Below are 14,177 nucleotides of genomic sequence, written 5' to 3'. Positions count from 1 at the left end.
GTCAGGCAAGGCTCTTGCTTGATCTTATACGATATAAAACATTATATAGGTTGAACTTAATATTGAGCGTTAGAATCTGGTGCGAAGCAGCGGAGTGAAAGTTTGGAACTGTAGGAGCGAATGCGTCCGCCTTTATAATCGGATTTCCCCCGCAGCCTGCGGGCTTAAAATCACAGAAATCCGATTATAACAGCGGCCGAAAGTCCAAACATTTCACGCAGTTGCGTCCAGGCACCGGAAGCTCCATACGCCAGGCTAAGTTCAGTCCTATACCCCCCCCACACGAAAGGAAGTTGTACCCCCATGGCTAAAGAAAAAATTGTGCTCGCCTATTCCGGCGGGCTGGATACCTCGGTCATCCTGAAATGGCTGAAAGAAACGTATGACGCTGAGATTATTGCATTTACAGCAGATATCGGACAGAAGGAAGAGCTGGAAGGCCTGGAGGAAAAAGCCCTCGCTACCGGCGCATCGAAGGTCTATATCGATGACCTGCGCGACGAGTTCGCTAATGACTTCATCTACCCGATGTTCCAATCGGGCGCTTTGTACGAAGGCCAGTATTTGCTCGGTACCAGCATCGCCCGTCCGCTGATTGCGAAGCGTATGGTGGACATTGCCATTGCTGAAGGCGCGACGGCTATTGCCCATGGTGCAACCGGCAAAGGGAATGACCAGGTGCGCTTCGAGCTGAATGCGGCGGCTTTGTCGCCAAGCATCAAGGTGATTGCGCCTTGGCGGCTTGAAGAATTCCGCAACCAGTTCCCGGGCCGTGCAGAAATGATCGCTTATGCGGAAGCCAATGGAATTCCGGTTCAGGCCTCGGCGGCCAAGCCTTATTCCATGGACCGCAACCTTCTGCACATCAGCTATGAGAGTGGCGTGCTCGAAAATCCCTGGTTCGATCCAAGTGCACCGGAGAACAAAGGCATGTTCCTTCTCAGTAACGCACCGGAGGATGCTCCGGATCAAGCGGAATACCTGGAGCTGGACTTTCTCAAGGGCGACTGTATCGCACTGAATGGCGAGCCGCTAACTCCGCTGCAAGTCATGGAGAAGCTGAACGAGCTGGGCGGCAAGCATGGAATTGGACGCGTCGACATGGTGGAGAACCGTTTTGTCGGCATGAAGAGCCGGGGTGTGTACGAAACTCCGGGTGGAACGATCCTGTTCACAGCCCACCGCAAAATGGAGTCCATCACGATGGACCGTGAAGTGATGAACCTGCGCGACAGCCTGATTACTAAATACAGCACACTCGTGTACAACGGGTTCTGGTTCGCACCTGAACGCCTTGCACTGCAGGCGCTGGTGAAGGAAAGCCAGAAGAACGTTACAGGCACCGTGCGCGTCAAGCTGTACAAAGGCAATATCATCGGAGCCGGTGTGAAGTCTCCGGTCAGCCTGTACAATCCGGATATCGCCACCATGGAAGCTGATCCAACTCAGGCTTACGATCAGGGGGATGCAACAGGCTTTATCCGCCTGAATGCCCTGCGTCTGAAGGTTTCTGCGGGCGTGGCGGAATCGAATCAATAGATAAGCGTTAGGCATATAGATAGGGCAAACATAAGCAGACAGCAGAAGGCCGTTCCTCCCGTCAGGACAGGAGCGGCCCTTCTAACGTCAATAGAGGAGGATACAACAGGTGAGCAAGCTGTGGGGCGGACGTTTTACCAAAGGGACCAACAAGCTGGTGGAGGAATACACAGCCTCTATCGGATTCGATAAACTACTTGCTGAAGAGGATGTGCAGGGCAGTCTGGCCCATGTCACGATGCTGGGCAAATGCGGCATCCTGCCGCTGGAGGATGTAGAAACGATCAAGGACGGATTGAACAAGGTGCTGCATAAGGTACGTGCGGGTGAGATTGTTTTTTCCGTAGCGGATGAAGACATTCACATGAATATCGAGAAGAATCTGATCGAGGAGATCGGCCCGGTCGGCGGCAAGCTGCACACCGGACGCAGCCGCAACGACCAGGTGGCTACGGATATGCACCTATATCTACGTAACCGCGTAGTGGAACTGGTTGCCTTGTTGCATGAGCTGCAGGAGTCGCTGATTGGGCAAGCCAAGGACAATGTGGAGACCATCGTTCCGGGTTACACGCATCTGCAGCGTGCCCAGCCGATCCTGTTCGCCCATCACCTCCTGGCATATGTGTCCATGTTCCGCCGCGATGCGGAGCGTCTGATGGACAGCTACAAACGGATCAACGTATTGCCGCTGGGAGCAGGGGCGCTTGCGGGAACTACCTTCCCGATTGACCGTCATTTTGTGGCGGAGCAGCTCGGATTTGACAGTGTCTATGAGAACAGCCTGGATGCTGTCAGTGACCGTGACTTCATCGTCGAGTTTCTGGCTAACGCCGCACTTGTGATGACTCACCTTTCCCGGCTCAGTGAGGAGCTGGTGCTGTGGAGCAGCACAGAGTTCAGCTTCGTAGAGCTGGATGATGCCTTCTGTACAGGCAGCAGCATTATGCCGCAGAAGAAAAATCCGGATGTACCAGAGCTGGTACGCGGCAAAACGGGTCGTGTCTACGGGAACCTGATCGGCCTGCTGACTGTGCTCAAGTCACTGCCGCTCGCTTACAATAAGGATATGCAGGAAGACAAAGAGGGCATGTTCGACACCGTAGCTACCCTGACGGGTGCCTTGCAGCTGTTCGCGCCTATGATCTCCACCATGAAGGTGAACAAAGTCCGGATGCGTGAAGCCGTGAATACAGACTTCTCCAACGCGACCGATATCGCCGACTTCCTGGTGGGCAAAGGGCTGCCTTTCCGCCAGGCACACGAGGTAATTGGCAAGACGGTGCTGTACTGCATTAACGAAGGCAAATTCCTGCTGGATCTGACACTGGAGGAATTCAATCAGTTCTCCCCGCTGTTCGATGAGCAGATCTATGCCGTGCTCCAGCCAGAGGCTGTTGTAAATGCACGCAACGTCTATGGCGGTACGGCATCTGTGCAAGTCATAGCAGCGACCCAGCGGGCAGAAGCAGCGCTGAACGACACCAGTGAGTGGATAGCGCAGCATGTGAATACTATAGGGTAAGAAGAGGCCGATTGGCTGAAAATAGACTGCTGGAACCAAGGGACTGTCTTTCTGCCACATCACTGGATGTGGGAAGACAGTCTCTTTTTGCTCTATAACACTAGAGAATGAAGACAAGCAGACTGATGAATTCATTGCGAGCGCATGGGCTTCACTTTACCATGACACCCAATTAGAATGTTTAGCTTCATTGGAGTAATGTGGAATTAGTGAACTTAAATGAGCTTTAAATCATTTTTCTGAGAGGTTTGTGGGAAATAGTAAACTTATTCTACTTGCATAATCTGAGCAAATTCACCCGTGAGGGTGTAGACCGCCAGGAATAAGTTTACTTTTTCCACTTGGACCTGCAGAGGAGCCAGAGTGGTGAGAATTAAGTTTACTTTTTCCACTTGGCTCAGGTACAGGTCTTCATTCATTTACCTAGAGGCAGCCAAGCCAGCACATCACGGATCTTGGTATCCCAATAACCCCACTCGTGTTCGCCGGGACCTTCCTCATAGGTTAAGGACAATGAAGTTTTGGCGCAAGTCTTGCGGAAGCTCTGGTTGTCCGTGTACAGGAAATCCTCCGTGCCACAGCATTGGTAGAGAAGCGGCTTCGGTCCCTTGGAGCGGTCGGCCTCTTTCAGCAGCCAGAGCAGATCATCGGGGGTATTTTCAATACTCTTTTTGCCAAAAATCTGTTCGTACTCCGGAGTCATCTTAGTTGGATCCTCCCAGTTCAAGAAATGATGCGCCATATCGAGTGCTCCTGACAGGCTTGCCGCTGCCGCAAACGTTTCAGGTTTACGCAGTCCCAGCTTCATCGCCCCATAACCGCCCATCGAGAGCCCGGCCACAAAGGTATCCTCACGTTCCGGTGACAGCGGGAAAAAGGATCGGGCGAGTGCCGGCAGTTCTTCACTGATAAAGGTCCAGTACCGTCCTCCCTCAGCCATATCCGTATAAAAGCTCCGGTGTACCTGCGGCATCACCACGGCGATCCCCATTTGGGCCACATAACGCTCAATGGAGGTGCGGCGGAGCCAGATGGAGTCGTCATCCGACATGCCGTGCAGTAAATAGAGTGTGGGGTGAAGCTTGCCTTTAGTTACATTAGTCATGCCGATCTGTGTAGTGGTCTGCTGCGGCAAAATCACCGTCATAGAGGTGCTCAGTCCCAGGACATCCGAATAAAACCTGCATTCGATCAAAGCCATATTGTTGTCTCCTTTCCATTCAGCCCAAATGATAGCACAGCACAAATTAGATATAAATTGTAGAAATCTCTAGAATTCTTACGCACAAGGATTGCTGGTTCAGGAACAGAAAGAATATAATGGAAATAGGTATAAAGTTTCATAGATTTGGATCTGGATACAGGACTGAAGACACGGTATTCTTTTGAAATCACAAGTACATAGCTAGCCCATCGGCAGTCAAATTAAATGCAGGCTAGATCAAATCTGGCACAAGGAGCGGACGGAATGCATCGGAAGGACAAGCATAGCCCTCTATGGAACAGGCAGCAGGGCTTTACCTTGATTGAGGTTTTGGCAGCCATTGTTATTCTCTCAATTGTCTCATTGGTGCTGACCTCCTATTTCACTAACGCCATGTCCTACTCCAAATCGAACCAGAACCGAACGATCATGGTCAACCTGGCGCGTAATGCGCTGTTTTATGTGGAAAAGCAGGATTTTGAGACGATGAGTTTATATTTTCAGGGGAAGCAGGCAGAGGGGGCAAATCCCGCCATACCGGGGCATTCCAGCATTCGGGCCTCAGACTGTGTACCCATTACAGAAGCCGCGGCAAGCTGTGGGGCGTATCAGACCGTCGTTACGGACGCCAATGCACTCGCCAGCGTACTGAATCCGGTAATCAATAATATCAGCTATCAGGTGAACATTGTCTACCAGGCGAATCTACATCAGGACATGCTGGCCGGCAGAATCAGCGGCGGCGATGCGGGTGAAATGGACGAACGCAAAAAGGAAATGGCGCCTTATTTAATTCCGGTTGAAGTCACTGTCACAGGACCCGGCGGCCCTCAAGGCCGTACTTCAAGTACGGTAGTGGAGGGTTATATCACGGATGAGAAAATACGCTGAGCGTTTGAAGTCCGAACGGGGTTTTACCTTGATCGAAATGATTGCCGCTATGACGCTTTTCTCGCTGATTGTCGGCATGATTTCAGTGGTTACGATGTTTGGTATACGAAGCTATCACAAAATAACGATCGAAAATTCACTAAGAGATGAAGCAGACATCATTATGTCTTCTATTATGAATGAGCTATATACGTTTTCTCCCGAAATTGTGGAAAATACTGCGGACGGCATTCTATTGAAGAAAACAAGAGAAGGAGCCGCAGACGAAGTGGTTAAAGTTGCTTTTGCACAAGGCCAGCTTGTAATCGGTGCGCAAGCAGCGGCTCCTGACCCGGACGACCCGAGGACTGCAGTGCATTCGAGTCTCTCAGGTTCAGGTATTTCTTCTTCTGCGGCTGACGGGAGGGCTCCCCAGATCTCTTTTCCCTACGAGAGCGGACTGATTCATATCTCACTGAAGCTGGCACAGGAATATGACGGCAGAACTTACACCATGGAACTAAAAAGCAAATTCGGATTTTAGGAGGCCAAGGGCCGATGTCTGAACCATTAACGGGCAAAATGAATCTTAAGAGAAGGCTTGGAAATCCGGTCCGGCATCTTCATGGAGAGCAGGGCTCCGCACTTGTGCTGGTCATGTTTATTGTTCTGCTGCTGACCATTCTAGGGATGGGGGTGCTCAGCGCAGCGGTTGGAGGAGCCCAGCGAACAGAGACGCGAAAGAACGATGTTCAGAGCCTTCACCTGGCGGAAAAGACATTGGACGAGGCGGTTGCCTACATTACGGCTGGTCTGAATGACGAAATTAATAAAGGTGTGGACGTAAGCCAAGCCGATCTGGATAACAAAATCAACAGCTTCCTGCAGAATCTGCCTGTGGGTTCCAATGGTTTTCTTACCAGTACTGATCTGCTCCAAGCCGATGGGGAAAAAGCAGTCGGTAAAATTACAAGCATTCATTCGGAAAAAACGGGAACGGGACACGCAGGCCAATCTGTCAGCTACAGACTGACTCTGAGTGCTGAGGCCGAGGTCAACGGGGTAAAGCGGATGCTGACTCAGACGGTAGTTATCGACACATCTCCTGATTTTCTTAAATATACATTAGGGTCAGAGAAGAATCTGACTATTAACGGGGCACCTTATATCCAGGGCAATATTTACGCCGGCGATACGCTGACTATTAATGATACCGCTCAATACACATACAAAACCATTAATCATACTTTTACATCCCAGCCCTTTGAACTGACGGGCGAAGCCCATGTCCAATCCTTGCGTAAACTAGTGTATAAGGAGCAGGGGTTACCGGATCGTACAGCAGATACAATCACACCTGCCACATCGATGACCGGCAAGATTCCGCAGGAAAATGTCAAAATCAAAAACCACCGCAGCTTCGTTGAAATGGATGTCGAATCCTCCTTCATTGATAAAGTCGCCGAGGCCATAGGCAGCGGAGCCAATGGAACAGACATTTCCAGGAACTTGAAGAACGGTACACTGGCGGCCTACCTGACGGGCACATACTCCGGTCTGTTTGACCATCCACTTCTTCCGCCGAAGCCTGACCCTAATGATATCTCTGACCATGGGCAGGAGCTTCAACATGAGTACGAAGATGCGGTATTGCGTCTTACGCAGCCTAGTAAGTCAGTGATTTACGATGGAGATTTGACCTTGGACGGTACTGAACTGAGGGGAATCACGTATTCGGAGAACGTTAAGAATTCGGCTTCACCCCGCAACTGGTATATCATTGACGGCGATCTGAGGATCAATAATTACGGCAGCGCTACACCCATTCAGGTACGTGCCAATATTCTCGTAACAGGCAAAGTAGAGATCAGAGGCAAGGTGGAGTTTGATTCTACCCTCTTTGTGTATAAGAAGCCGCAAGTCATCAACGGGCAAGAAGAATATACGACCACCGTGGAGGATGCGTCGATTAAGGGTTTGAACGGCAAGGAACTGGTGCTTATCTCGCAAGGCCCGATTCTGATCAACCGGCTGGCCGCTTTCACCAATGATGAACCGGCGCCGCTCGATGCTTTTTTCTATACAGATTCCGCAGCGGAGCTGTATGGTGTGGGCTCGATCTTCTCACTGAGCGGGGGGTTCTTCGCCAAGGGCGATCTAACCATAAATGCAGTGCGGGGTAGTGCGGCTGGTGGCACAAGCGATATCAACATTATCCCCGACAACCGCCTGATCCGGTTCAAAGCTTCCTATAATGACCAGATCTTCAACGATCAACAGGCAGGTCTCCCCCGTGTCAAAGCAGTCAATATCCGTGTAGAAGGATTGAAGCTGAATTGAGCAGAATCCATAGTTAAGTGGGGCTTCAGCAGATACATGAACACCCCCCTGTTGCCTATCAGCACAAGATGCTGTAGGCAGCAGGGAGGTGTTTGGGTATGGTTACTTAATAGCGGTCTTCATTGGTGACTTTGACCAGGATGGTATCTTGAATGGAAGGATCGTCCTTATAGACAGCGATGACGGAGGCAGAGCCTTTGACGAGTCCGGTAATAAGTCCGTCCTGTACTGTCACCACGGCCGGGTTGCTGCTCGTCCATTCCAGTTTGCCCTGGATATCTGCCAGTGTCATGCTCTCAGGGAACAGGGTAAGATCATGGGTATTGAATAAGTTGTGTGAGTTCTCACTCCCTACTCCAATGCTAATCGAATCCGGCAGGTTAAGGCCGGTTAATCTGGCACCAACGGTAAGGGTAGCTGTGGCCGTTACCGGTTGTTCCGGCACCGGTCCCGGTGTAGTAACTTTAACGGTGATAGGGTGGTCCGTTGCGGTGACCCTTAATCCTTTTAGTTGAATGCTGCTGGTGTCCGAGCCGTTAATCATTTCTGCGTAGGTTCCACCGTCGCCTTCCAGACTCCAGGTGTAGACTGCAGGATCTGCATTGGCTGGCGTAATTACCCGTACCTGCAGCGGGATTTGCTGCCCGACGTTGACCAGTGACAATCCATCAATCCTGATTTGGCGTACCGGATTCGTGAAGGTCACCGTAAGCTCTTTGGTGGCGGCCCCGGCAGGAGAGACGTTGGTATTGACCTGTGCCACGAGCGTAGCCTGACCGGAATGATCAGCCACCAGAATAGCATGGTTCTTCAAAGGGGAATCCGGAGATACAACCAAATCTGCCCCGGCGGTATCGCTTCCCGGTTTGATCTTCCATTCATACCATGTAATCTCATCAGCGGTACTGTACAGAGCTTCAAAGCGGGCCTCTTCCCCCACATAAGCCGTGTTGGCACCGATAATGTTAAGGTCGGGAGAAATCACCTCCACAGAAGCGCTTGCTGTGATGCCGCTGCCGTCTCTTGTCTTAATTTGAATAGTAGCAGTACCTGCCCGAAGTCCTTTCACTACTCCCTCATCGGTTACTGTAGCAACTTCGGGATTGAGGGATAACCAGGAGACCTCTTTGTTGTCTGCATCGTCAGGGAGGACCGTGACCATGGGTTTCATCCCCAGTTCAGTGTCTACATTAATCCGCGCATTATGCAGGGTGAGCCCTGTTACCTTAACAATCGCTTTGAAGCTTGCCGGATTAAAGTAGATCGTTTTCTGCGGATAGACAGGTTCCGGGTCCTTCACTACCTCTGGAAGAGTCCCGGTAAATGCCCCGAGCCTCAGATAGCCTCCGTTATGGGTACTCAGCTCTTTGGCGATAAGGGTTCCGGTAAGCTGACCATTATCGAACTGCACACTGGCTACAGGAGCAAGCACGCTTGCTTGGACTCCAACACCGTTGATGGTTACGGATGTGGCCTCCGGAAAATTGAGAATAATATGACTGCTCTGTATATTCGTTAAATCAAACCCGCCCGAAATCGAGACGGATTCACCATGTACATTGATGATAACGGTCGAGCTTTGGGGAGCTTTGATTTTTATATTATTCAACACATTCGTTTTGACCTCAAAAACATTCCGATTATTATCTGTACCTGTAAAATTAAGATAGCTGTCCACACTGCCGTTTGCCGTTAAAGAGCCAAGGGCTTGGGACTGGCGAAGCAGGAGCTTCTGGCTGTCTGCGAAGTTGATGGGAGCCCCTTGGGTTACGGTACCCGTAACGGAATTGTTCGGCGTAATGGTCGAGGTGCCCCCATAGGTGACGTTCCCGCGGATGGCAGCGCCGTTTCCTCCGTTGAAGATAAAGTTCCCTCCGACGACCAATGCATTACTGCGGGTGCCCCCTTGTCCATTCAGACTGTAGCTGGTGAACTCTGCATTGCCGGCCGCGGCGATACGACCTTCCGTGCTGGTGCTCCTCAAATTCACATTTCCTAAGATGAACGCATTATATTCATTGCTGAGTGTATTTATGGAATCGAATACCTCGGAAGTATTTCCCCCCGTCTTCACGGAATGTACCTCATAGTACGTCAATTTTGAACTCCACTCAGCCAGATCATAAGAGCGCTTCTCCCTTGGGACAGCGGTCAGATTGAACGTGACAGGTTGATTGGACTGGGGCTCAAAAGTTGTTCCATCCCTGGATAATACATACCTGATATCAGCTAAGCTCCCCGTTAGTGTGTATCCCTCCGCAAGGCTGCCGCTCTTGGTGATTCCTGCCGGCAGAGGCTCCGTAAACTCCAGCATGGCCGGGAATTTCTCGGAATACCCGATATTTGAAATGACCAACTGGCTGCTGGCCTCAGCATTTGGCACAGTATAGGCCGGGATAGGGTTAGGAGTAATTGTATAGGCAAGGGTCACAGCTTTTCCCCGTTCCACCGTATCCGGCGAAACGGTCCGGCTGAGGGATAGTTTGGACTCCACGTATTCTACCGCCACATTCACTGTTTGGGTTGCCAGAGCTCCTTGGCTGTCCCTTGCCGTAATCTCAATTTGCAGAGCACCACCAGCGGGCAGCGGATTGTTGAAGGTTTGCGTTACCGTCTCCCCGGACTGCACAGTCTTGTCGGCCATCACATAATCAGTCAAGTATTCATTACCTGTCTTGAACTTGATGCCGGTGATCAGATTCTTATCTTTGAGATCCCAGTCATTGACGGTATAGCTGACAACGAGCTTGTTCTGGTAGGACGGTTTGGTGCTGTGATCCTGCGGCATGGCTACTATAATTTCGGGGGCGTGATTGGCTCCGGTGAAGGCACGGTACATTGTATTTACGAACAGCATCTGCTCCCATTGGGGAAAGTTCCTGTTGGTATGGCCCGTACCGGAAAAGGTGATGTTACCTACAGAATACGTGTAGAAATGGTTGTAGCTGTCATCGGTATCCCGGTTCGATCCGGAAATGTTGTACCAGGGAATGACATCGGCCCGTTCCAGATTCAGCGGGAAGAACTGGTCATGAGTCGCAGCCACCGTGTATCGTCCCGTGCTTGAGCTTAAGCCAACCTTGCCGAGATCGAAAGGATACTGTGTCAAAAGCCCTTCGTTAACGGGCACGACTGAAGTGGAAGGATTGACTGCTTGACCGCCCAGGTAGGTCCGGGGTAAAGCTTGTCCCACCATGTCATGGAAGTATGAACTCCAGTAGTTGTAGTTCTTAACACCATTGGTGGTACTCTCCACGTACGGGTCCAATACGGGTGTAGCCGGATTCGCATCAACCTCGCGGAAAATGGTATCATGCGTCAGCATCAGGCTTTGCCGGGTTTCTTCGGCAAAGGCCTTCACCGCATCGGCGGCAGCATGGGATAGCATCGGTGTGGTTACGCGGTCGTACATATCCTGAAAGCCAAACACGATCATATCGTAGTTGCCGTTCAGACCAGAGGTCTGGTCCATGGCGCTGATATGCTGGGCGATGTAGTTGTTGAACCCTTTCATGTCGAGCACAGTGATTTTCAGTTCGTAATCGGTATTAGACAAGTAGGAGGCAGTCATGTTCTTGTTGGTCGTGCTCAGCAGGTTGCTGTCCGGTTTGTCAGCAGGCATAACCTGAAGAACATGAATCTCCGGTTTAATCCCTCTGTACCGGATAACATCTGCGTCGAAATCCTTTAATCCGGTAAGGGTATCGCTGATTTCCATTTTCCAGTATAGCGGACCTGAATAGGTTGATGGCAGTTTGTAGCGGATTGTGCCCGACGAAGAGGTCATCATTTCGGTAGCGACGACATTGTTTTCGGTCATGGGCAGTGAAGAATCCACATTGATGAACAAGCGGACCCTTATGGGATGTAGCGTGAAGTCAGAAACATTGTTCAGCTTGACGTCGAAGCTAAGGGTGTCCCCGGATATGTAGACATGATCAGGCTTATCGCGGTAGCTTACAATATTTTCCTTATTGGTTAGCGTGAGTCTTGGCCGCTGGGTCAGGCCGGCTATAAAGGGTGAAGAGGCGTCTATTATTTTATTAGTAAAGGCGTTCAGACCCGTCAGATTTGGAAGGAAAACGACATTGGATTTGGAGCCTGATGCTGTACGGTATGTATTGAAAGAGGCATACAAATGGCCTTGTTTGGTAACGGATGATTCCTGCGCGTCGAAAGTCTCGTTTCTGAAAAATACATATAAGCCTTTGTTGATGTAATAATCGGTTATTTCCTTAGCCTTAAGGAGGGTGATGTCATTCTCCACACTTGTGGTGTTATGGGCTTTGCTTCGAGCATCGTTGCTGCTGCTGCCTGTGCTGTTGACTTTTGCTGTGTTGAAATCGCCTTTGCCGATATAGATAGCGTCATACTTGCCGTCCCAGTTCTCACGTAGCGAGACGAACTTCTTCATGGTCATGGTGTCGATCTGGACGTTGGGCTGATTGTGCAGAGCGTCCAGCTCGCTTTGGGGGAATAGGTCAGTAGAACTCAGCTTCAGGCTCGGGCTGGTTGGATCGGTAATCTCCAGAATGCGGATTGAGTAATGATTGTCGGAAGCATTCACAGGCAATACATAACCTTGAATAAAAGCGGCGATCAAAAGAATCGGCAGTGCGATTCCAGGGATAAAGATCCATTTTCTCCGCCTTATGAATTCCATCTCCAATTCCCCCCCCGAATAATAGATTGAATATTTGCTATAAACTACGAATCTTGTATGAAATTGACCAGAAATGGAAATCGGAATTGTAAAAAAAACAGTTATATGCTATATATCATTCTAGGACAATTTACATGTATAGGCAATAATTATCTATGAAATAATACCCTGAATTTTAAGAAATTGGAACTACTTTTCGGCAATTTATTACTGATTTCCTTGAATGAATCCTACTGAATTACATATTTTCACCTGTTAATTTAGAAGAGTAGTAGTTTAGAACTACTTTTCCGCGAAACTATGTTACCTTGCTTATCTGACTGGAAACTAAAACTAGATAGTGTGGAGATGAGCAGACGTTGCCAATCATAAAAAAGAGACTTGGAGATCTGCTGGTAGAGAATGGGATCATCTCTCAGGATCAACTGGTGGAGGCTCTCGGTGAACAGAGAAAGAGCAAACGCAAGCTCGGTGATCTGTTGATCTCACAAGGTTACATTACTGAACAACAGCTTATTGAAGTGCTGGAATTTCAGCTCGGTATTCCGCATGTCAGCTTGTTCAAATATCAGATTGATCCGGCCATTACACAGATTATTCCGGAGAGCATGGCCAAGCGCTATCAGGTTCTGCCTTTTATGAAAGAGGGCGGCAAACTGATGGTTGCCATGGCTGATCCTCTGGATTATTTCGCTATTGAAGACCTGCGGATGAGTACCGGATTTCGGATTGAACCTGCTATTTCCACCCGGGATGAGCTTCAGCGGGCTATAGCCCGTCATTACGGCATGCGTGATTCGATGAGCCAGATGATGGTAGAGCTGCCGACCCAGGAAGAAATTGAAGAAACCGAAATCACGGACGAGGATTCACCGATTGTCAGGCTGGTCAACCAGATGATCCAGCAGGCCGTTGCACTGCGTGCTTCCGATATTCATGTCGATCCGGGTGAGAACCATCTTACGATCCGTTACCGGATCGACGGATCACTGCGGACAGAACGGGTGATTCCGAAGCAGATGCAGGGCTTTATTACGGCCAGGCTGAAGATCATGGCCAAGCTGAATATCGCGGAGCGGCGGCTGCCGCAGGACGGAAGGATCAAGATGCAGTTCGACTACAAAATGGTCGATATCCGTGTATCCTCACTGCCGACCATGCACGGGGAGAAAATCGTGCTCCGGCTGCTGGATTTAAGCTTAGGCATCAAAACGGTGGAAAATCTCGGCTTCAGCGAGCGGAATGCTGCAGCCTTCAGGGAAATGATCGCCAGGCCCTACGGCATTCTGCTGATTACCGGCCCCACCGGCAGCGGGAAAACGACGACCCTGTATTCTGCACTGAGCCAGCTTAATGTGGAAAGCACCAATATTATTACCGTTGAAGACCCGGTGGAGTATCAGCTGGAAGGAGTCAATCAGGTTCATGTCAATCCTGCGGTCGGATTGACCTTTGCGGCCGGGCTCCGCTCCATTCTGCGGCAGGATCCGAATATCGTCATGGTTGGGGAGATCCGCGATACGGAGACCGCTGAGATTGCCGTTCGAGCCTCGCTGACAGGCCACCTTGTGTTGTCGACGCTGCACACCAATGATGCTATCAGCACTATTTCCAGGCTTCGGGATATGGGGATCGAGCCGTACCTCATCGCATCCTCGCTGATCGGGGTAGTCGCCCAGCGGCTAGTCCGTAAGATCTGTAATGATTGCAAGGAAACGTATAAGCCGTCCGAACAGGAGGCAATAGTGCTCCGTAAGCATGGCCTGCCGGTAGAAAGTCTGCACCGCGGACGGGGCTGCGGCAGCTGCAATACGACGGGCTACCGCGGACGTATCGCTATTCACGAGGTACTGACGATTGATGACTCTATGCGGGAACTGATTACAAACATGGCCCCGGTCGAAGATTTGAAGGGGGCTGCCCGGAAGCATGGGCTTGTGCAGTTGATGGATGACGGCTTCCTCAAGGTTGCGCAAGGCATGACCACGCTTCAGGAGGTTATGCGCGAAACGGTGTCCCACTAATTTGAACTTCAA

At 50.4% G+C, this 14,177-nt stretch carries 8 protein-coding genes; 6 read left to right on the top strand and 2 right to left on the bottom strand.

The window, feature by feature from the left end; genetic code table 11:
* The first annotated feature begins 303 nt into the window (after positions 1-303).
* Together A3844_RS16020 and argH are read left to right on the top strand one after the other, a co-directional pair.
* Positions 304-1,539, top strand: coding sequence for an argininosuccinate synthase (locus tag A3844_RS16020; RefSeq protein ID WP_074107903.1), 1,236 nt, complete (start codon positions 304-306; stop codon positions 1,537-1,539).
* A 109-nt stretch (positions 1,540-1,648) separates the two neighbouring features.
* The gene (gene argH / locus A3844_RS16015; RefSeq protein ID WP_074107902.1) at positions 1,649-3,064 is read left to right on the top strand and encodes an argininosuccinate lyase; all 1,416 of its coding nucleotides are present in this window, start codon (positions 1,649-1,651) and stop codon (positions 3,062-3,064) included.
* 415 nt (positions 3,065-3,479) lie between these two features.
* Here argH and A3844_RS16010 read toward each other — a convergent pair whose 3' ends face one another.
* Positions 3,480-4,265 (bottom strand): alpha/beta hydrolase, encoded by a 786-nt coding sequence (locus A3844_RS16010; protein WP_074107901.1) that lies wholly within the window; start codon positions 4,263-4,265, stop codon positions 3,480-3,482.
* Positions 4,266-4,532: 267 nt separating this feature from the next.
* Here A3844_RS16010 and A3844_RS16005 point away from each other — a divergent pair, with 267 nt between their 5' ends.
* Genes A3844_RS16005 through A3844_RS15995 form a run of 3 tightly spaced genes read left to right on the top strand, consistent with a single transcriptional unit; the run spans position 4,533 to position 7,478 of the window.
* Positions 4,533-5,159 (top strand): type IV pilus modification PilV family protein, encoded by a 627-nt coding sequence (locus A3844_RS16005; RefSeq protein ID WP_074087270.1) that lies wholly within the window; start codon positions 4,533-4,535, stop codon positions 5,157-5,159.
* A complete protein-coding gene (locus A3844_RS16000) occupies positions 5,143-5,682 on the top strand; it encodes a PilW family protein (protein ID WP_074107900.1) in 540 nt (179 codons plus the stop codon). Before A3844_RS16005 ends, A3844_RS16000 begins: the two co-directional genes overlap by 17 nt.
* A 14-nt stretch (positions 5,683-5,696) precedes the next feature.
* On the top strand, positions 5,697-7,478 hold the full coding sequence (locus A3844_RS15995; protein ID WP_074107899.1) for a hypothetical protein: 1,782 nt from the start codon (positions 5,697-5,699) through the stop codon (positions 7,476-7,478).
* Between the two features lie 106 nt (positions 7,479-7,584).
* Here the strand turns inward: A3844_RS15995 and A3844_RS15990 are convergent, their stop codons facing one another.
* Positions 7,585-12,141 (bottom strand): collagen-binding domain-containing protein, encoded by a 4,557-nt coding sequence (locus A3844_RS15990; protein ID WP_074107898.1) that lies wholly within the window; start codon positions 12,139-12,141, stop codon positions 7,585-7,587.
* A 359-nt stretch (positions 12,142-12,500) separates the two neighbouring features.
* Here A3844_RS15990 and A3844_RS15985 point away from each other — a divergent pair, with 359 nt between their 5' ends.
* Positions 12,501-14,165 (top strand): GspE/PulE family protein, encoded by a 1,665-nt coding sequence (locus A3844_RS15985; RefSeq protein ID WP_074107897.1) that lies wholly within the window; start codon positions 12,501-12,503, stop codon positions 14,163-14,165.
* Positions 14,166-14,177: the final 12 nt, after the last annotated feature.

Source organism: Paenibacillus helianthi, assembly GCF_001909055.1.
Classification (GTDB): Bacteria; Bacillota; Bacilli; order Paenibacillales; family Paenibacillaceae; genus Paenibacillus_AQ; species Paenibacillus_AQ helianthi.
This window is presented reverse-complemented; position numbering and strand designations above follow the sequence as displayed.

What these genes read in the sequence shown, in the direction of transcription:
- A3844_RS15995 (WP_074107899.1), top strand. Translation starts at nt 5,697, where the DNA reads ATGTCTGAACCATTAACGGGCAAAATGAATCTTAAGAGAAGGCTTGGA.
- A3844_RS15990 (WP_074107898.1), bottom strand. Translation starts at nt 12,141, where the DNA reads ATGGAATTCATAAGGCGGAGAAAATGGATCTTTATCCCTGGAATCGCA.
- A3844_RS16010 (WP_074107901.1), bottom strand. Translation starts at nt 4,265, where the DNA reads ATGGCTTTGATCGAATGCAGGTTTTATTCGGATGTCCTGGGACTGAGC.
- A3844_RS16005 (WP_074087270.1), top strand. Translation starts at nt 4,533, where the DNA reads ATGCATCGGAAGGACAAGCATAGCCCTCTATGGAACAGGCAGCAGGGC.
- A3844_RS16020 (WP_074107903.1), top strand. Translation starts at nt 304, where the DNA reads ATGGCTAAAGAAAAAATTGTGCTCGCCTATTCCGGCGGGCTGGATACC.
- A3844_RS16000 (WP_074107900.1), top strand. Translation starts at nt 5,143, where the DNA reads ATGAGAAAATACGCTGAGCGTTTGAAGTCCGAACGGGGTTTTACCTTG.